Annotated in this window: 18 protein-coding genes; 10 read left to right on the top strand and 8 right to left on the bottom strand. The window is 59.2% G+C overall.

Features of this window, described 5'->3' with window-relative positions:
• Position 1: 1 nt before the first annotated feature.
• The 10 genes from ACM6I6_RS18290 to ACM6I6_RS18245 all read left to right on the top strand — a co-directional run bounded on the left by ACM6I6_RS18290 (position 2) and on the right by ACM6I6_RS18245 (position 9,414).
• Positions 2–127 (top strand): hypothetical protein, encoded by a 126-nt coding sequence (locus ACM6I6_RS18290; RefSeq protein WP_414920394.1) that lies wholly within the window; start codon positions 2–4, stop codon positions 125–127.
• Positions 117–1,307 carry an MFS transporter gene (locus ACM6I6_RS18285; RefSeq protein WP_414920393.1) on the top strand — a complete coding sequence of 397 codons (1,191 nt, stop codon included), beginning with the start codon at positions 117–119 and terminating at the stop codon, positions 1,305–1,307. The genes ACM6I6_RS18290 and ACM6I6_RS18285 overlap by 11 nt, the downstream gene beginning before the upstream one ends.
• 89 nt (positions 1,308–1,396) lie before the next feature.
• Positions 1,397–2,350: a PDR/VanB family oxidoreductase gene (locus tag ACM6I6_RS18280; RefSeq protein WP_414920392.1), complete on the top strand. Its 954-nt coding sequence runs from the start codon at positions 1,397–1,399 to the stop codon at positions 2,348–2,350.
• A gap of 10 nt (positions 2,351–2,360) precedes the next feature.
• Positions 2,361–2,951 (top strand): malonic semialdehyde reductase, encoded by a 591-nt coding sequence (locus tag ACM6I6_RS18275; protein WP_414920391.1) that lies wholly within the window; start codon positions 2,361–2,363, stop codon positions 2,949–2,951.
• Between the two features lie 19 nt (positions 2,952–2,970).
• Positions 2,971–3,960 carry a fumarylacetoacetate hydrolase family protein gene (locus tag ACM6I6_RS18270; protein ID WP_414920390.1) on the top strand — a complete coding sequence of 330 codons (990 nt, stop codon included), beginning with the start codon at positions 2,971–2,973 and terminating at the stop codon, positions 3,958–3,960.
• Between the two features lie 9 nt (positions 3,961–3,969).
• On the top strand, positions 3,970–4,962 hold the full coding sequence (locus ACM6I6_RS18265; RefSeq protein ID WP_414920389.1) for an NAD-dependent epimerase/dehydratase family protein: 993 nt from the start codon (positions 3,970–3,972) through the stop codon (positions 4,960–4,962).
• Positions 4,959–5,735 (top strand): cyclase family protein, encoded by a 777-nt coding sequence (locus ACM6I6_RS18260; RefSeq protein ID WP_414920388.1) that lies wholly within the window; start codon positions 4,959–4,961, stop codon positions 5,733–5,735. The genes ACM6I6_RS18265 and ACM6I6_RS18260 overlap by 4 nt, the downstream gene beginning before the upstream one ends.
• A gap of 41 nt (positions 5,736–5,776) precedes the next feature.
• Positions 5,777–7,447: an arylsulfatase gene (locus tag ACM6I6_RS18255; RefSeq protein ID WP_414920387.1), complete on the top strand. Its 1,671-nt coding sequence runs from the start codon at positions 5,777–5,779 to the stop codon at positions 7,445–7,447.
• Positions 7,448–7,601: 154 nt separating this feature from the next.
• The gene (locus ACM6I6_RS18250) at positions 7,602–8,393 is read left to right on the top strand and encodes a cache domain-containing protein (RefSeq protein WP_414920594.1); all 792 of its coding nucleotides are present in this window, start codon (positions 7,602–7,604) and stop codon (positions 8,391–8,393) included.
• Positions 8,394–8,508: 115 nt separating this feature from the next.
• Complete coding sequence (locus tag ACM6I6_RS18245) at positions 8,509–9,414, top strand: LysR family transcriptional regulator (RefSeq protein WP_414920386.1); 906 nt, start codon at positions 8,509–8,511, stop codon at positions 9,412–9,414.
• Between the two features lie 44 nt (positions 9,415–9,458).
• On the opposite strand, the gene ACM6I6_RS18240 is transcribed toward ACM6I6_RS18245, so the two are convergent.
• The 8 genes from ACM6I6_RS18240 to ACM6I6_RS18205 form a co-directional block, all read right to left on the bottom strand.
• Positions 9,459–9,872, bottom strand: coding sequence for a YybH family protein (locus tag ACM6I6_RS18240; protein WP_414920385.1), 414 nt, complete (start codon positions 9,870–9,872; stop codon positions 9,459–9,461).
• 13 nt (positions 9,873–9,885) lie between these two features.
• On the bottom strand, positions 9,886–11,016 hold the full coding sequence (locus ACM6I6_RS18235) for an FAD-dependent oxidoreductase (RefSeq protein ID WP_414920384.1): 1,131 nt from the start codon (positions 11,014–11,016) through the stop codon (positions 9,886–9,888).
• A gap of 13 nt (positions 11,017–11,029) precedes the next feature.
• Positions 11,030–12,067 (bottom strand): phosphotransferase family protein, encoded by a 1,038-nt coding sequence (locus tag ACM6I6_RS18230; protein WP_414920383.1) that lies wholly within the window; start codon positions 12,065–12,067, stop codon positions 11,030–11,032.
• A gap of 10 nt (positions 12,068–12,077) precedes the next feature.
• Positions 12,078–13,373 (bottom strand): phosphopyruvate hydratase, encoded by a 1,296-nt coding sequence (eno, locus tag ACM6I6_RS18225; RefSeq protein ID WP_414920382.1) that lies wholly within the window; start codon positions 13,371–13,373, stop codon positions 12,078–12,080.
• A gap of 26 nt (positions 13,374–13,399) precedes the next feature.
• The gene (locus ACM6I6_RS18220; RefSeq protein ID WP_414920381.1) at positions 13,400–14,365 is read right to left on the bottom strand and encodes a C-terminal binding protein; all 966 of its coding nucleotides are present in this window, start codon (positions 14,363–14,365) and stop codon (positions 13,400–13,402) included.
• Positions 14,366–14,393: 28 nt separating this feature from the next.
• Positions 14,394–15,389 (bottom strand): fumarylacetoacetate hydrolase family protein, encoded by a 996-nt coding sequence (locus tag ACM6I6_RS18215; protein WP_414920380.1) that lies wholly within the window; start codon positions 15,387–15,389, stop codon positions 14,394–14,396.
• Between the two features lie 112 nt (positions 15,390–15,501).
• Positions 15,502–16,545: a glyoxalase gene (locus ACM6I6_RS18210; protein WP_414920379.1), complete on the bottom strand. Its 1,044-nt coding sequence runs from the start codon at positions 16,543–16,545 to the stop codon at positions 15,502–15,504.
• Between the two features lie 16 nt (positions 16,546–16,561).
• Positions 16,562–17,599, bottom strand: coding sequence for a fumarylacetoacetate hydrolase family protein (locus ACM6I6_RS18205; protein ID WP_414920378.1), 1,038 nt, complete (start codon positions 17,597–17,599; stop codon positions 16,562–16,564).
• Positions 17,600–17,910: the final 311 nt, after the last annotated feature.

Here is a 17,910-nt window from a genome sequence, read left to right as displayed (position 1 = left end):
GATGATCGAAATGAACGTGTACCTGGCCGACGTTGGGCGGCTGTTGTGGCGTGAGCTGATTGCAGGTCTGGCGAGCTACGGGGCTGTCATGTGCAGCATTGCGGTGGACCTCGATCATGATTGCTGAACGAAAAGCCGGCTTGCCTCAGTCGTTACTGCTACTAATCGGCAGTTGTTTACCCGTGCTCGGTGCGGTGCTTCTGGCACCCGTATTGCCACGCATGCAGGAGCATTTTTCATCCACACCTGGCGTGGCGATTCTGGTACCGGTGGCATTGACGCTTCCGGCGCTGGTGATCGCGTTACTGGCGCCCTTCGCAGGGGTGATCGCTGATCGCATTGGCCGCAAGGTGTTATTGCTGAGCGGCATGTTTATCTACACGCTGTGTGGAGTAATGCCGCTGTGGCTTGAGTCACTTGAAGCTATTGTTATCAGCCGGGCAGGGATCGGTCTCGCCGAAGCTGCGATTATGACCTGCTGCACTACGCTCGTGGGTGACTACTTCGACGGGGCAAAGCGGGAGCGCCTGTTCGCCCTGCAAATGGTTTCTACATCACTCTCTGCCGCTGTGTTCATGGGAGTTGGCGGCATGCTCGGCGAGAGCGGTTGGCGCACGCCCTTTGCGCTGTACACCGTCGGGCTGTTGTTTCTGCCATTGATGGCGGTGCTTCTATGGGAGCCCCGGCAACGAGCGAGAGATGAGAGCGTAACAGCGGCCGTGCGCTTTCCCTGGCGCGCACTGCTGCCGATTTATGGCCTGACTCTGCTCGCGGGGGCCAGTCTCTTTATTGTGCCGGTACAAGTGGGTTACCTGCTTAACCTGCTGCACGTTAATGCGCCTCAGCAAATTGGCATAACCATGGGCGCCAGCCAGCTCGGGGTATTGGCGGGTGCCTTGAGCTTCCGCCTGCTGGGTACCCATTCGCCAACCCGGTTGCTGTTCCTCGCCTTCGCGATGGCTGCCATCGGTGATTTGCTTATGGCGTTCGCGCAAAACCATTCCATGGTGATCGTGGCTGTCCTGATCAACGGTTTGGGCATCGGCTTGATGCTGCCTACCTTGATCACCTGGGCAATGTCATTGGTTGACTTCCACCATCGCGGACGTGCCAGCGGCGGATTTACCGCCGCTATTTTTGCGGGGGAGTTTTTAAGCCCGCTGGTGGTTCTCGCCGTTACCCGTGGAGACTCCAGCGAGCTTTCTAGAGCCCTGATGCTGGTAGGCGCGTTGCAATTGCTAGTGGCGTTGGGGTGTTTGAGCGTGCACTCGCGCCGGGTCCTGCCGCTGGCTGATCACATTCACTAAACGAGCGATTTTATTCGTCAGGCCCGACGCATGATGGCAATCAGAATGTGCCAGCGAGGGCTGCTGGGCGAGGGATCCAAGGATGAAAAATGATTGATGTACTAGTAACCCGCAAACAGCGCGAAGCGCAGGGCATTTACAGTTTTGAATTGACGGCGATTGGCGAGTCCGTCATGCCGTCCTTCAGCGCAGGCTCGCATATCGACGTGCACCTGCCCAACGGCCTGGTGCGCCAGTATTCGCTGTGCAATCACCCGGATGAGCGCCATCGCTATCAGATTGGCGTGCTGCTGGACCCCAATTCCCGCGGCGGGTCCCTGTGCATGCATGAGGCCGTGTCCGAAGGTACCCAGTTGCGTATCAGCGAACCGCGCAATCTGTTCCCGCTGGAACATGAAGCGGCTTACAGCCTCCTGTTTGCCGGCGGCATCGGCATCACACCGATTCTGTGTATGGCCGAGCGTCTGGCCAATGCTGGCAAGGCCTTTGAGTTGCACTATTGCGGGCGCAGTGCCGCTGGCATGGCATTCGTCGAGCGCCTGCGGGAATCGGGTTTTGCCGCCTCGGTGCACCTTCATATGGATGATGGCGAAGCGGCTCAGCGACTGAATACCGCACAGGTATTGGCCGACGCGAATCCCACCCACCACGTATACGTTTGCGGGCCCACCGGTTTTATGGAACACGTGTTAGGAACAGCCCGCGAGCAGGGTTGGCAGGACGCGCAATTGCACCGTGAGTACTTTGCCGTTGCGCAGGCCGGCGCTGCCGACAGCGCAAGCTTTGAAGTCCAGCTCGCCAGTTCCGGGCGGTGTTTGCAAGTGCCTGCCGATCGCAGTGTTGCCGAGGTGCTGCTGGATGCGGGAGTGGATATCCCGCTTTCTTGCGAGCAGGGCATTTGCGGCACCTGCATCACGCGTGTCCTCGAAGGTGTTCCAGACCATCGCGACATGTTTATGACCGAAGCGGAACACGCCCGCAACGACCAATTCACACCTTGTTGCTCCAGAGCCAAAAGCGCTCGTCTGATTCTCGATCTTTAAGGTATCTGTCATGACCCAACTGCTCTCTGCTGAAGCCCTCGACCAGCTGTTTATACGTGCCCGTTCGCACAACGCCTGGCTCGATCAATCGGTGCCCGACGCATTGCTTAGCCATCTTTATGACACCCTCAAGCAAGGCCCTACCAGCAATAACTGCTGCCCGGCGCGCTTCGTTTTCGTGCGCTCAGATGCGGGCAAGCAGCAGTTGTTGCCAGCCCTGAAGGGGCATAACGGAGAGAAGATGTTGCGCGCGCCGGTCACCGTCATTGTGGCGTTCGACAGCGAGTTTTATCGGTACCTGCCCGAGCTGTTTCCGGCCTACGACGCCGGTGCGCCCTACCGCGACAACCCGCAGGCGGCGTATGTAGCGGCCCTGCGCAACGGCAGCCTGCAGGGCGCTTATCTGATGTTGGCGGCGCGGGCCCTGGGGCTCGATTGTGGACCTATGTCCGGCTTCGATAACGCGCTGGTGGACGCGACGTTTTTTGCCGACGGCCGCTGGAAAAGCAACTTTCTCTGCAGCCTCGGCTATGGCGATCACACCGCGTTACGCCCGGTTGGCCCGCGCCTGACTTTCGCGCAGGCGTGCCGCCTCGCATAACTCTCTGGAGAGCGCGTTCATGAAGTTAGCCAGCCTCAAATCTACGAACCGCGACGGCCGTCTGGTGCTGGTGTCGCGCGATCTGCAACAGGCTTTGGATGTCAGCGACATCGCTGCCACCTTGCAACACGCGATGGAAAACTGGAGCCAGGTTGAACCCCGGTTGCAGGCGCGTTACGCCCAACTGAACAATGGCCAGGCCGATGGCGCGTTTGCGTTTGATCCTGTGCAGGCCGCCGCCCCTTTGCCGCGTGCGTATCAGTGGTGCGACGGGTCGGCGTTTCTCAGTCACGGCGAGCTGATGCAGACGGCTTTCAACCTCGACCCGATTGAAGGGATGGAACACACGCCGCTGATGTACCAGGGTGCCGGTGACGATTTTCTCGGAGGGCGCGATGACATTGCACTGCCAAGTGAAGCGCACGGCATGGATTTCGAGGGTGAGTTCGCCGTACTCGTGGATGACGTGCCCCTAGGTTGCACCGCAGCCCAGGCTGCCAGCCACGTGAAGCTGGTGCTGCAACTCAACGATGTGAGCCTGCGTGCGTTGGCGCCACGGGAAATGAAAACCGGTTTTGGCTTTCTGCACGCCAAACCGTCTTCAAGCTTCGCTGCCGTGGCCGTGACCCCCGATGAGCTGGGTACCGCCTGGCACGAGGGGCGGGTGCATCTGCCTTTGCAGGTGCAGTGGAACGGGGAGTGGTTTGGTCACCCGCACGGCGGTGCGATGCATTTCAGCTTCTTCGAATTGGTCGCCCATGCCGCGCTCACGCGCCGTCTCGGCGCGGGCACGCTGATCGGCTCGGGCACGGTTTCCAATCACGACCGCAGCGTCGGTTCGGCGTGTATCTCCGAGCGTCGGGCAATCGAAATGATTGCTCACGGCGAATCGCGCACCGGGTTTATGCGCTTTGGCGATCGCGTGCGCATGGACGTGGTGGACGCCGAGGGCCAGTCGATTTTTTCCGCCATCGATCAACGTGTAGTGCAGGCTCAGGCCGAGCAATAGGAGAGCGGCATGCGTGTGATGGTCACAGGGGCAAACGGACTGGTAGGCCGAGCGTTGGTGCAGCGGTTGCTGGCTCTCGGCCAATTGAACGGCAGGCCTATCTCCCGGCTGTTATTGCTGGATCAGGCGCTAAATGATCTGCCCGCCGATCCACGTTTGCGTTTCTACGCTGGCACCGTTACCGAGGCGGCCCTGTTCCGCCGTTCGTTGGCGGACGGCGTCGATGTGGTGTTTCACCTGGCCGGCGTGCCCTGTGTGGAGGCCGAGGGCAATTATGCGCTGGGTAACCAGGTAAACCTGAAGGCCAGCCTGGAATTGCTCGATCAATTGCGTCTGTTGCCGCGCCCGGCTGTGCTGGTCTACGCCAGCAGCGTCGCAGTTTATGGGGGGGCGTTGCCCAGCCGCATGGGGGAACTGGAGCGGCCCAGGCCGGTTACGTCCTATGGCGCGCACAAGCTGATGGTGGAAACCGCGATCTGCGACTTGTCACGCCGTGGCGAACTGGATGGGCGCGTGGTGCGGCTGCCCACGATCGTGGCGCGTGCGCAGGAAGCTGGCGGCCTGCGCTCGGGGTTCATGGGTGAACTGATGCACGCGGTGGCCAGCAACCAACCGTATCGCTGCCCGGTTTCCCCCCACATCACATCGTGGTGGATGTCTGCGGTGTGCTGCGTCGACAACCTGCTGCATGCCGCGCAACTGGATACCAGCACTACCGGGCGGGACCGGGTATGGCAACTGCCAGTGCTGCATCTCTCCGTGGAAGATATCGTGACCGCGCTGGTAACCCGCTACGGCCACGAGCGGCGTGAGTTGGTGAGCTACGCACCCGACCCCGCACTTGAACATCTGTTGGGAGAATTCCCGCCAATTAAAACCACTCTGGCGCGAGCGCTGGGATTTCGCCATGACGGCGGTCCGTCCGGACTGCTGCGTAATGTCCTCAGCTCGGTGGTAGCCAGCCGGCGGGCAGCCAAATCGGTAGGAGTGTTGCAACCATGAACAAGCGTTTTGTCGACCTGTCCGTCACCTTGGAAAACAACCCGTACACCGACCCGCCGCCGTTGCTGCCCAAGATTGATTACATGGACCACCAGCAAGGCTGGCCAGAGATGGCGGCGATGTTTCCCGGTCTCGAAATGAGCCAGCTGCCCGGTAATGAGTCCTGGGCGGCGGAACGACTGGAAATCACAACCCACAGTGGCACCCACATGGATGCACCTTGGCACTACGCCTCAACCACCGACGGCGGCAAGCCGGCGTGGGGCATTGATGAACTGCCATTGGATTGGTGCCTGCGGCCGGGTGTGAAGGTCGACTTTCGCCACTTGCCCGACGGCCACGTGGTAACCGGCGCTGAAATGGCGGCGGAGTTCGAGCGGATCGGCTACGACCTGCAGCCACTGGATATCGTGTTGGTCAACACCCGCGCCGGGGCCATTTTCGGCCAGCCGGGCTATCTCGACGCCGGCGTTGGCATTGGCCGCGAAGCGACCTTGTGGCTGCTGGAACACGGCGTCCGAGTGGTGGGCACCGACGCCTGGAGCTGGGATGCGCCGTTCAAGTACACCCGCGAGCGATTTGCCGCCAGCGGCGATGCTTCAATCATCTGGGAAGGGCATAAGGCGGGCCGCGATATCGGCTACGGGCAAATGGAAAAGCTGGCCAATCTTGAGGTCCTGCCTGCCTATGGCTTTCTGGTGTCGTGTTTCCCCTACAAGATCAAACACGCCTCGGCGGGGTTTGTACGTGCGGTTGCAATTTTTGATGAGTGAGCGCGCATTTTCTTAAGCCGACAAATAATAAGAGAAAACCTATGCCTGCTTTTCCTGCTTTTCCTGCTTTTCCTGTTTTCCCCATTCTGCTAATGGTTGCGTTGGCGCTTCCCAGCAATGCTGTGCTGGCTGCAACCGATAAACCCCGACCCAACATCCTGCTGATCGTGGCGGACGATCTGGGGTTTTCCGACTTGGGCAGCTACGGTGGCGATATCCACACGCCCAGCCTGGACGACTTGGCCAGGCAAGGCGTGCAAATGACCAATATGTACGCGACGCCAACCTGCTCGGTTACGCGCTCGATGCTGATGTCTGGCACCGACAATCACCTCGTTGGCTTAGGCACCATGGCCGAAGCGTTGCAGCCGTTTCAACGGGGCAAACCTGGTTACGAGGGTTATCTCAACCAGCAGTCATATTCAATTGCCGAACTTCTGCAAGTCGGTGGTTACCGCACCCTGATGGTGGGCAAGTGGCATTTGGGGCTTGAGATCGGGCAAGGGCCTGATGCGCGAGGTTTCGCGCAGTCGTTTAGTTTGCTTGAAGGTGGTGCCACACACTTCAAGCCGGCCAGTGTCGATCCGGCCAGGATCGAACAAGTGCACTACCGTGAAAACGGCAAGGCGGTGCAGGTACCAGATGATTTCTACTCGACGGACTTCTATACCGACAAGCTGCTGAGCTACTTGCGGCGTAGCAATACCGACCAGCAACCCTTTTTCGCCTACGCAGCGTACACCTCGCCGCATTGGCCGTTGCAGGCACCGCAAGAATACCTGGACAAATACCGGGGCCGATTCGACCAAGGCTATGACAGCGTGCGTGTTGCGCGCATCGGACGGATGAAAGCTCTTGGCTTGATCGCCGCGGAGCAAATCCCGGCCCTGCCATTGCCGGTCAGTCAGCAATTGCCCGGGTGGCAGCAGTTAACGCCCGCGCAACGCAAGGTTGAAGCGAGGAAGATGGAAATCTACGCCGCGATGGTCGACAACCTGGACCACAATATTGGCCGGCTGGTGGCCTACCTGCGAGAGAGCGGGCAGTACGACAACACGCTGATCGTGTTCATCTCCGATAACGGCGCCGCCGGCGAGAACCACACGGCGTTCTACCCGCCCGGCCCGCGCACCGACAACAGCTACGCCAACCTGGGTAAACCAGGCTCGCAAATCGATTACGGCTTGCGTTGGGCAGAAGTCAGTGCCGCGCCATTTCGCTTGTTCAAAGGCACGACCGCCGAGGGCGGCATCAGCGTGCCGGCAATCGTCAAGTTACCGAAAAGCCTCCCGCACAGAGCCCTTGAAAATCGAGTGGAACGTGGGGTCGCGCGTGTCGACGATCTGGCGCCTACTTTCCTGGAAGTGGCCGGTATTGCTACTCCGCAGGCCCCCGACAAACACCCCATCACCGGCCGATCGATGCTGCCGATGCTGACAGGAATAGGCAAGGCGTCCGTGCGCAACAGCCTGGCGGGGGAGTTGTTTGGTAACGCCTATTACCGAGAGGGCAATCTCAAGCTACTCGGCATGCGGCCGCAGGTGGGCCTGGGGCAAGCAGCCCAGAAACCGGTCTGGCAGCTATTCGATCTGAGCGTGGACCGGGGCGAGATAAACGATCTTGCGCAAGCTCAGCCGCAAACCGTAGAGCGTCTGAAGCAAGCTTGGCTCAGGTATGCCCACGAGGTCGGCGTCGTCTTCCCGGGGTCTTGAAGGCAAGCCTCGGCGGTATAAGTAATCAGCGCGGCGGGCATGCGAGTAGCGTCTCGTACAAACAGGGTCATTCGGTTGAAGTTACGGAGTAGTCAGGATGCGCATAACGAGAGTGGTGGGTTACGGCCTGTTCGTATTACAGGCCTTGAGCCTGATGGCACATGCCCAGGAAGCAGGTGCCGACGCCGTACAGGCCAAGCGGCTGCTGCAGAGTGCCGTGGATTATTACCGGGTTCAGGGTGATGCAGCCTTTGCGGCGTTCAGTCGCCAGGGTGAATTTATCGACGGCGAGCGCTACGTGTTTGTGGTTGATACCCACGGCACCATGTTGGCCAGCGGCGGTACGTCTGCAGTGTTGATTGGGCGCAATGTTTCCAAGGCGTTGGAGCCAGAGTTGCAGAAGGCGTTTGCCAGTGCGCTCAACACACCTGAGGGTGCGGTCGAAAAAGCCGAGTACCGTTGGATGAACGCCCTTGATGGCAAGGTGGAGCTCAAGCAGGTCTATTACCAGCGTGTGGGCGAGCGCATTCTAGCAGTGGGCCAATACCTTCCTCGTGCAAACAAGCTACAGGCGCAGGCCCTGTTAGACCACGCCGTAACAAAGCTTGATGAAGATCCGGCCGCCACGATTGCAGCTATCAACAGTCTTTCGGCGAGCTTCCGGCAGGATGATCTCTATCTGTTCGTGGTCGACCAGAGCACGCACCGTTACGTCGCCCATGGTTACAACTCGCGATTGATTGGCGTGGATTTCGCCACCATCAAAGACCCGGACGGCCGCGCAGTGGGCAAACCTATTCTGCAGATGATGGCTAACCAGTCGAGCGCCAGTTATCACTACCGCTGGAAAAACCCGGTGACCTCGAAGGTGGAAGAAAAATATGCGCTGGTACGCAAAAGCGGCAACTACCTGGTCGCCGTCGGCTATTACCAGAAGCCGCGCTGAGCTTTTTTATACAGGCGTGGGTTCGGCCAGGACTCCTGTCATGGTTCACACGTTGTATGTGTAAGATAGCCAATAAAAACGCACGGGCATTGGACCCGTGCTAACAGGAGGCTGAATGCGTTTTAAAAGTCTGGATTTGAATCTTCTTGTCGCGCTCGATGCCCTGCTGGCGCACCGAAGCATCAGTCGAGCGGCCGAAGCCGTGTTTCTGACGCAGTCAGGAATGAGCGGTGCGTTAAGCCGATTGCGTGCTTATTTTGATGATGAGCTGTTGATTCAGGTAGGCCGCAGCCTGGAGTTGACGCCGCTAGCCGAGTCGATTGCACAACCCGTGCGTGAGGTACTGCTGAGCATCGAATCGCAGATTGTTAACCGGCCTACCTTTGATCCCGCAACGGATGACCATACCTATCGGATTATGGTGTCCGAGTTGACCTTGATCCTGTTGATGCCAGCGCTGACCCAACGCTTGGCACGTGAAGCCCCGAATATTCGCCTGCACGTGCAATCGCAACATGACCGAGCGGTTGAGGCATTGGAGCGTGGCGAACTCGATTTGCTGGTACTGCCTGAGCAGGTAGCGTCAGCCAGCCACCCCTGCGAAAAGTTGTATGAAGAAAATTATGACTGCCTGGTGTGGACCGGCAATACAACCATTGGCGAGACGCTGCTGTTCGAAGAGTATCTCGAGGCCGGGCATATTTCCGTGGAGTTTGGACCCAACCGGGTAGCCGCTTTTGATGGGTGGTTTCTTGAGCAGCACGGGGTCAATCGGCGCGTGGAATTGATCTGTACCAGTCTGATCGCTCCACCAGTGCTGGTGGTAGGCACGCAACGGATCGCCACTGTTCATCGGCGGCTGGCCCACTTGGCTGCGCAGTACCTTCCGGTGCGCGTATTGAACGCACCCATGAAAATCCCGCCATTGAATCAGATGGTGCAATGGCATAAGCACCGCGACAGCTCTCCTGCGTTGATGTGGTTGCGCAAGGTGCTGGTTGAGGAAGCGGCGAAACTCTGACGAGCTCCGCCGTTCCCATAGCCCGGTGCGGCAGCCCGGTGCGGCTAGTTGACGGCCGTCGGCACGCCAACCGGCGTTGCCTGGAAGGCAACCTGGCGCCAATGGCCGTCTACCTCTTTGGCCCAGACCTGCATGGCTTTGGATTCGATCCGCATCACCTGCGGGTCCCCATTGCGCAGGCGCGCGGTATTGACTTGAGTGCCGGTCATCACCGCCGTGTCGCCGTAGACCCGCACGCGCAAGTCGCCCCTTTCAACCTTCAGCACTTGCAGGAACGAGCGCATGTACTCCAGGTAGCTTTCGTAGCCATCGCTATTGCCTCGGGTATGAACATGCACAAGGTCGCGGGACAGCAACTGGCCGAGCGCCACTAGATCGCCATTGCCCAGCGCCGCGCATCGCGCGCGCTCCAGGTCAAGGATGACCTGCTCTTGCGTAGTGGGGTGGTGTTCGCTCATACGTTTTCTCCGCTTAAATCGGTTGGGCCGTGACTTCGAGCATGCGCCGCACGGCGCCGTCGAAATCTGCCGGCAGGCTTCGGTCCATCTCCCAAACGCCGATCTGTCGGGAGGTCTCAACAATAAATTTGCAGCGCTCGAAGCGGCGCGTCATGAAGTGCTCCAGCGCTTTATCCACCGGGTGGGCTTGCAGCTCCTCGGCAATCACCACTGCATCCTCGATGGCCATGCCGGCGCCCTGACCGAGGTGCGGCGTGGTGGCATGCACCGCATCGCCAATCAGCAGTACGCGCCCCGCATGCCACTGCTCCATGAAAATGGTTTCAAAGGGCTTGTAGATGACCTGCGCAGGATCGGTCAAAAACTCATCGCGCGCACGGCCGATAGGGCCTTCAAATTCAGCCAGGCGCTCTTTGAACAAGGTGTGCAGCTCGTTTGGGTCGAACCATGGGTTGCCCGGCTCTGCCGTGGTTTGCAGCATGTACATGAGGTTGTCTTTGAGCGGGCAGAAGCCGGCCTGGCCACCGCGTTCGCCGCGAAAAACCGTCAGGCAGTCGATTTCCGGAAAACGCGGCATGTTGCAGCGCCAGCCGCCCTGGCCGGTGAATGCCGGTTTGAACTGGTCACCCAACAGCAGGGCGCGGATTTTGGAATAAATGCCATCGGCGCCAATCAGCAGGTCATAGTCGCCGACGCGCCCGGTGGTCAGGCAGACGGAGACGCTGTCAGACTTCTGCTCGAAGCTCTCGACCGTAACGCCCAGTTCGATTTGCGCGCCCAGGCGACTCGCCTTATCCAGCAGAATGTTATGCAGGTCTATACGCGGGAGCGCCATGTTGGCCGGAAACGCATCGCCCGCCAGGCGCTTGCCTGGAATGACGGTCAGTGGATGCCCCTGGGCATTGCAAATACGCACCTGGTCGAATGAATAACCATGGCTCAGACATTGATCAGCAATGCCCAGGCGCGCCATCTCGCGAACCACGTTGCCTTGCTGAATGATGCCGACGCCATAGACGCTCCATTCGGCTTTCAGCTCTACCAGATCGACTTCTATTCCTACTTGGCGCAGGGCAATGGCGGCAGTCAGCCCGCCGATGCCACCGCCGACGATCAGTACCTTGCGGGCTTTGCTATTTGTCATGCTATTCACCTTTTTATTGTTGTGGTGCAAGTGTTGGGGCGCTAGCGATTACACTTTGCCATTGCTCGGCAATATCGGTCAGTTCAAAACTCGGGTTCAGAATAAGCCGCGTGGCGAAGGCACGAATGAGCGCCTTGGGTGCTTCGGTGCGAAGGTATTCCACTGGCGACTTCCCGTCCACGCGGGCCAGCAGCAGCGCCGTTAGAAGTGTTGCTGCCCGCGCTTCAATTGCCGAACGGTCTTCAGGCGTCGTGGCGTCGAAGTAGGCCAGGGCAAATTGCCGGTAACTGTGAAGGTACCCCTCAGTCAGATGCGGGTTTACCAAACACTTGAGCAGCAGGTGATTAAGCAAAAAGGCAACGTCGAATGCGGGGTCGCCGTACCACGCACATTCGGCGTCCAGAAGCACCGGGCCATTGGGGCCTACGAGTATGTTCTTCGGGCTCACATCACCATGAATCAGCGCGGTATGCGTCGAACCGGTGCGTTCGGCCAGCGCCAGTAACCGGCTGGCCAATTGTGGATGGCGTATGGCGGTGGCCTTGAGGTAGCCATCCAGGCGCAATGCCTCGAAGGTTTCGTCAGTTGCAAAGCGCTGAGCCAGATCTGCCGAGTGGCGACTGGTGTGATGCAATCGCCCGATGACGGCACCTAGTTCCCGTGCCACCGACGGCTCAATTTGCCCATCCAGCAATTGCTGCTTCCATACCGGATGCTGGTCTTCCGCTAAAAATTCCATGGCGAACAAGCCTGCGTCAGGGTCGTGAGCCAATGGCTTGGGCACCGCTTGGGGCACCTGCGCAGCTGCGTATTTAAGCCACTCCCATTCAGCCGCATTGCGCGACACAGGGGCCTCCCAGTCGGCGGCTACTCTCAGCTTGGCCAGCGCTCGTTTGATGCACAACACTCGTTCAGGCGTTTCAACTTTCCAGATGTCCGACGAGACGCCACCGGTGAGCGGAGTCCAGGTGCTGGCCTGCGTGGCAGACAAAAGATTGCTGCGAACAAGAAACTCACGGAGCTCTGATGGAGCGGCAAATTGATCGGTCATGGCTGCGTCCTCATCCACCGATACGAATGGCTGACATACCGGCAAATGCGGCGCGGCTTTGTTCTTCGATGCGTAACAGCTGGTTGTATTTGGACAACCGGTCCGAGCAGCGTACCGAGCCAATCTTGATTTGCCCCGCCGCCGTGCCGACGGCGAGGTCGGCGATAAAGTCGTCCTCAGTCTCACCGGAGCGCGCCGACACCACAGGGGCGTAGCCGTTGCGGCGGGCCAGAGCGATAACCTCAAGGGTGCCGCTGAGTGTGCCGTTCTGATTGACCTTCACCAACACGCCATTGGCGACTGAGCTGCTAATGCCACGTTGCACGCGGGCGAGGTTGGTGCTGAACAAATCGTCCCCGATCAGGCGAACCTGGTTGCCGAGCAACGCAGTGAGTTTGGTCCAGCCTTGCCAGTCTTCCTCGTCCAGACCGTCCTCGATTGAGGCGATAGGAAAGTCGCGTACCCAGCCGTCGAGCATCTCGATCACCTGATCGCTGTGCAGGTCTCGGCCTTCTTTGGCGAAGCGATAGCTGCCGTTCGGACCCTTGAGCGAGCTTGCCGCCACGTCGATGGCGATAACCATATCCTTGCCGGGTTCCAGGTCTGCCTCTTCGGCGGCTGCGACCATCAGTTCAAGTGCTTCGCGGCCTGTTTTCAAACCGGGAGACAGCCCGCCTTCGTCGGCCAGCAAGGTGGTCAGGCCGCGACGCTCCATGACTCGGGTTGCTGCGCTGCGCATGCGCGCTACGTTGTGGATGGCTTCCTCGATGGACGTGGCGCTGGCCGGAATGGCGAGAAAATCCTGCACATCCATGCCGCGCCCGGCATGCAAACCACCGCTGAGAATATTGACCATGGGCATCGGCATGCTGAGCGTCGTGATGCCTGCCAGTTCAGCGATGCGCTGGTACAGGGGCTGGCGCGCGCTCACCGCACTGGCGCGGCACACGGCGAGCGAGCAGCCCAAGATGGCATTGGCACCGAGGCGCTTGAGTTGCGCAGTGCCATCAAGATTGAGCAGCAGCGCATCGATGGCGTTTTGTTCGAAGGCAGGCTTGCCGGCCAGGGCTTGGCTTATTTCACCATTGACATGCGCTACGGCGTTCAGCACGCCGCGGCCCTCGTAGTAATTGGCGTCGCCGTCGCGCAGTTCATGCGCTTCCGCAGCGCCGGTCGAGGCTCCGGAAGGCACGGCGGCGCGGCCCAGGCTGCCGTCGCTGAGCAGCACGTCGACTTCAACGGTTGGGCGCCCTCGGGAGTCGAGGATCTGGCGAGCATGAACGGAAGAAATGGTTGGGTTGGCCATGTGGGCATCCTGATAATTTTTATTGTTTAAGGCGTGTTGCGAGCTTGCTGTGGTTGTTCACCCAGCAGCACCCGAACGACTTCCTCACTGGCACGCTGGCGCAATTCCACCAGCGAGGCGTCAGATGAAAAGGCTACATGCGGGGTGATGATTACCCCAGGGTGCTGCAGCAGCTCTGCAGGCACTTGGGGTTCCTGTTCGAGTACATCCAGGCCGGCGCCGCTGAGTTGCCCGCTCTGCAGGGCGCGTATGACCGCGTCGGTATCGACCACGCCTCCGCGACTGACATTGATGAGAAAGCTGCCAGGCTTGAGCTGATCGAGTCTCGTCTGATCGATCAGGTGATGGGTGGTGGGCGTTAGCGGCGCATGGACGATGACGATGTCGGCCTGGCGCATCAGCTCGTCGAGCACAACAAACGTTACGCCAGCGTCGTTGACGGGGTAGGGGTCAAACGCCAGGAGCCGCGCGTTGAATGCCTGCAGCTTTTGCGCGGTGCGGCGCCCTATACGCCCGAACCCGACGATGCCGACCGTCAGGTTGCCGAGCCGGCGCAACGCTGCGCCGGCCGGGTTCCAGTTACCTTGCTGCACGTCACGGTCGAAACTGACCAGGCCACGGGTCCAGGCTAGTGCCAGCCCAACCGCATGATCGGAGACTTCCTCAACGCAGTAGTCGGGCACGTTGGTGACCCAGATGCCACCGCGGGTTGCCTGGTCGACCGCGATGTTGTCCAGACCAACGCCCAGACGCGCGACAATTTTCAGGTTCGCCGCCGCCTCTATAGCCGCGGCGGAAACCTGGGCCCAGCAGGTCAGAATGGCTTCTGGTTGGTGCTCGCGCACCATGGCTTCGATGACGTCGGGCGAGGCCGGGTTGGCAGGGCCACTGACCAGCTTGAAGCCAGCGCTTTCGATAATGCCGCGCTCAATCGAATCATCAGGCCAGGCAAAGTCAGTGAGTAAAACGGTACGTGTGCGGGTGCTGTTCATTTCATTTTCCGTTTATTGCACGGTCGGGTTATGTGCATGTGATGTGCTGGCTGCCGAACCCGCTGATACTTGCCTCAAGCTCGTCGCCGGGGCTGATAAAACGGCCGTAATGCGCGCCGAAGCCTGCGGGTGAGCCGGTACAAATCAGATCGCCAGCCAGGAGCTGGACTCTGCTAGAGAGATAGGCGATCTGCTCGCACACACTGAAGAGCATGTCGCTGGTCGATGCGCTCTGCATGGTCTCGCCGTTGAGGCGCAGCGAGAGGTGCAGTTGCCCTGGGTAGGCAACGCAAGCCGCGGGAATCAGATACGGGCCGGTGGGCAGGCAGCCGGGGGCGTCCTTGGCCTGCAGCCAGTCGGTGCCAAAGCCTGGAGGGTCGGCGCGAAATACCCGGTCGCGGAATGTGATGTCGTTGACCACGGTGAAGCCGGCCACGTATTCCATGGCATCACGTACGCTGACATGGCGAGCGGGCTTGCTGATCACCACCCCCAGCTCCACTTCCCAGTCGGCCATGGTGGTGTGTGGGGCAATCGAAAACGTCGACATTGGCCCTGTTAGCGCCGAAGGCAGCTTGGCGCAGATATAGGGCTCACCCTTAAGCCGCTGTTCGATGAAGGCCTTTGCCTCCGCGTCTGTCTGCGCAGCTGGGGTGCCGGCAGGCGCCTTGTCGTGAAACGCTTCGGTGAGCTGCGAGCGATAGTTGCCGATCGTGCAAAACACTTGGCGAGGCGAGACGGGGGAGTGCATGACCACGGCTTCGGGTGGCAGCGTGGGGCCGGTCCAGCCAAGCTGCTCGATCTGTTTGGCCAACTGAATCAGTGTGTATTGATTGAATTGCCAGGCTTCAATCAGCGCCGCAATAGAGTGGGTGCCGAAAAGCTGAAGGTTCAGCGCTTGTGCATGTCGGTGCAGCGCCGAGACGGGTATCGCGTGCTCACCCACCATCAGAGCTGGAAAGGGGGCGCACCCGGCCACTGAAAAATTGCCGATGCGACAGGCGAACTGCTGAGTGTTATGCACGGCCAACTCCCTTGTTACGTGTGCCGGTGGTCGCCTGTTAACAGGCTCGACGAGGGGGAACGTCAGGGATGCCTCGCCCGCAAGCGGACGAGGCATCGGTCTGACAGCCGCTTCAGGGGGCTTTGAAGGAGATCGCTTCGCCTGTGTAGGCGCCGAGCCCGCTCACGCCCTTGCTGTCTGGCGTATAGCCAGGTGCGTAGACGTATTCCCACGGCGCCGCATCCGCCATGAACGGCTGCATATTGGTGATGAAGCTGAATGCACCAAACATGGGATTCCAGATGCGCGGTACCCAGCTGTCGTCGAGGTGGTCGGAGTCGGCGCCGTATTCGGCCTGGCCGCCGGTAGGGCATGGCAGATACATGAACAGCGAGGATGCAATGCGATGACGGCCCAGGCCCCAATGGGATTTTGGCCAGCCCTGGCGTTGCATATGGTTGGAGCCGACCATGATTTCATCCACATCATCGACGCCGAAGTTGGCGTGATCGAAACGCAAGAGTCCATCCATACCCCACACCTCTGGGCCCTTAAAGGGCAAATTGGCGCTGAGGAAGTAAATGTTGTGATGATCGCGTGCGCCGGGGGCACGGCCAAAAATGCCGAAACCCGCCTGGATGTCGGTTACGCGAAAGTGCAAACGATCGCGGTAGAACTCCCACGAAGCTTCGACATTAGGCGATTGAAACACGACGTGCTGAATGGATTTAGGCCGCGCCTTGGTAATCCACTTCCTGTGCTGATTAATGCGATTGACGTTGCCCGGAGAATTAATTGGGCTCGGTGCCGACTCCACAGGGCGTTTTGTGAAGACGCGCAGACCGATGGCCAGACCGTCATCGGTGAAACAGTGAGCGGTACCGTCCTCGTCCACACGCACTTCACGGTCAACGCTTAGTTCTTGAACCAAGCGGTCCAGGTTGTGTTGTGTATCAACGCCCCAGATCACTTCCTGTACGCCAGTGCCATTCACGCTGCTTTTGGGAATTAGCGGATCGTTGATTGAACGAATAATGACGTTTGAACCCTCATCCATTTGAAAATGGGAAAAGTGTTCGTTTGACTCAATAAGGGGCAAGCCGAAGTCTACGAAGTAGCGTGTGCAAAGTTCGACATCGTCTACGCCATACAGTAATGTTTGAATGCCATTAATCATGATTTCTCTCCTCTTTTTACTGTTCGTCTTGGCAGTGATTGCGTTGACTGCCAAGGCCGGTAATTGTGCAGTCCAGTACATCGCCGGACTGAAGAAAGCGGTTGTAGTGAGTACCATTACCTGAAGGCGACCCCGTACAGATAATGTCTCCAGGATTTAATTGAACGAGCCCGGAGAGGTATTCAATTTGTCGGGCTACATCGAAAATCATGTCGCCGGTTACTTCATCCTGCATAACTTGCCCGTTAAGTTTCAGGGTCAGCCGCAATTTCTGCGGGTCACTGATAAATACGGCCGGAACAATAAAAGGGCCGAGCGGCAAGTACGTCGGGCTACTTTTGCCGGCAATCCAGTCAGTGCCCATGGCTTTCATGTCATCCCGCCGCCAGATATGGTCGCGGTTGGTCAGGTCGTTAGCGATGGTGTAGCCGGCTACGTAGTCCAGAGCGTGCTCGCGGCTGATATGCCGCGCGGTTTTACCCATGACCACCGCCAGCTCCAGCTCCCAGTCAGGTTTCTTCGCTTGCCTGGGCAGAATGATCGGGTCGTAGGGCCCGGTGATGGTTGCGGCCGGTTTGCTGAAGGCATATGGCGAACCATGCAGCGCGCGCTCCTTCATCAGGTTTTGCGCGTAAGCGCGCACCTGATCCTTGTCCATCCCTGCTGTCTCCGGGCCATTGCCCACTTCACCGGCCACCATCAGATCGACAACATGCTTGAAATAGTTGGCTCCGCAGCAGATCACCTGCCGGGGACGATCCAGCGGCGCGTGCACATGCAGAGCTGCAAGCGGCTGAGCGACGGTGGCGAGCGTGGCATCGCGGCCAATCTCGGCCACCACCTGGGTCAATGCTTCCAGCGTGCGCGGCCAGCTCTGCAGGACGTCGAACAGGTCGCGGCCTTGCGGCAGATGCACCCCTAACCGTGCACAAACGGGCCGCAATGCATCCAATGCGATAACCTGCTCATTGAAAACGATGCCCGGGAACGCAGGGCCGTCGGCCGCCGAAAACATTCCGAGCGCAAAGTGTGAAGCGTTTGAATAGGTCGGCATTGAAAGACCTTCATTTATTGTTTTTGTGGGGAGGCCGCTGCAGCTATACGCGTGAATAGAGCATCGGTTCTTGGTCGGTGTTCGCAGCCTATTGCCCAACTATGCATGTGTAAAATGGTTGGTAGAAATGTGTCGTATCGATTCTGTGGATGTCGAAGGATACGGGGGTATGTCGCTACGATCTTAATTGTTATTTATTCCATAAATTAAACGATATCGGTTATGGCAAGTGTGTATGGCGCGCATCGATACCAGCCATCGTCGTTGGCCATTGGTAAAAATCCGAGGAGCTTCATACTCTTTTGAGCCAG

This window comes from Pseudomonas sp. IT-P218 (assembly GCF_949767605.1).
In the GTDB taxonomy this organism is placed as follows: domain Bacteria; phylum Pseudomonadota; class Gammaproteobacteria; order Pseudomonadales; family Pseudomonadaceae; genus Aquipseudomonas; species Aquipseudomonas putida_AE.
This window is presented reverse-complemented; position numbering and strand designations above follow the sequence as displayed.

Coding starts and splice junctions, on each gene's coding strand:
- ACM6I6_RS18220 (WP_414920381.1), bottom strand. CDS start 14,365: ATGAACAGCACCCGCACACGTACCGTTTTACTCACTGACTTTGCCTGG.
- ACM6I6_RS18290 (WP_414920394.1), top strand. CDS start 2: ATGATCGAAATGAACGTGTACCTGGCCGACGTTGGGCGGCTGTTGTGG.
- ACM6I6_RS18275 (WP_414920391.1), top strand. CDS start 2,361: ATGACCCAACTGCTCTCTGCTGAAGCCCTCGACCAGCTGTTTATACGT.
- ACM6I6_RS18285 (WP_414920393.1), top strand. CDS start 117: ATGATTGCTGAACGAAAAGCCGGCTTGCCTCAGTCGTTACTGCTACTA.
- ACM6I6_RS18280 (WP_414920392.1), top strand. CDS start 1,397: ATGATTGATGTACTAGTAACCCGCAAACAGCGCGAAGCGCAGGGCATT.
- ACM6I6_RS18260 (WP_414920388.1), top strand. CDS start 4,959: ATGAACAAGCGTTTTGTCGACCTGTCCGTCACCTTGGAAAACAACCCG.
- ACM6I6_RS18235 (WP_414920384.1), bottom strand. CDS start 11,016: ATGACAAATAGCAAAGCCCGCAAGGTACTGATCGTCGGCGGTGGCATC.
- ACM6I6_RS18210 (WP_414920379.1), bottom strand. CDS start 16,545: ATGATTAATGGCATTCAAACATTACTGTATGGCGTAGACGATGTCGAA.
- ACM6I6_RS18230 (WP_414920383.1), bottom strand. CDS start 12,067: ATGACCGATCAATTTGCCGCTCCATCAGAGCTCCGTGAGTTTCTTGTT.
- ACM6I6_RS18245 (WP_414920386.1), top strand. CDS start 8,509: ATGCGTTTTAAAAGTCTGGATTTGAATCTTCTTGTCGCGCTCGATGCC.
- ACM6I6_RS18270 (WP_414920390.1), top strand. CDS start 2,971: ATGAAGTTAGCCAGCCTCAAATCTACGAACCGCGACGGCCGTCTGGTG.
- ACM6I6_RS18250 (WP_414920594.1), top strand. CDS start 7,602: ATGGCACATGCCCAGGAAGCAGGTGCCGACGCCGTACAGGCCAAGCGG.
- ACM6I6_RS18255 (WP_414920387.1), top strand. CDS start 5,777: ATGCCTGCTTTTCCTGCTTTTCCTGCTTTTCCTGTTTTCCCCATTCTG.
- ACM6I6_RS18240 (WP_414920385.1), bottom strand. CDS start 9,872: ATGAGCGAACACCACCCCACTACGCAAGAGCAGGTCATCCTTGACCTG.
- eno (WP_414920382.1), bottom strand. CDS start 13,373: ATGGCCAACCCAACCATTTCTTCCGTTCATGCTCGCCAGATCCTCGAC.
- ACM6I6_RS18265 (WP_414920389.1), top strand. CDS start 3,970: ATGCGTGTGATGGTCACAGGGGCAAACGGACTGGTAGGCCGAGCGTTG.
- ACM6I6_RS18205 (WP_414920378.1), bottom strand. CDS start 17,599: ATGCCGACCTATTCAAACGCTTCACACTTTGCGCTCGGAATGTTTTCG.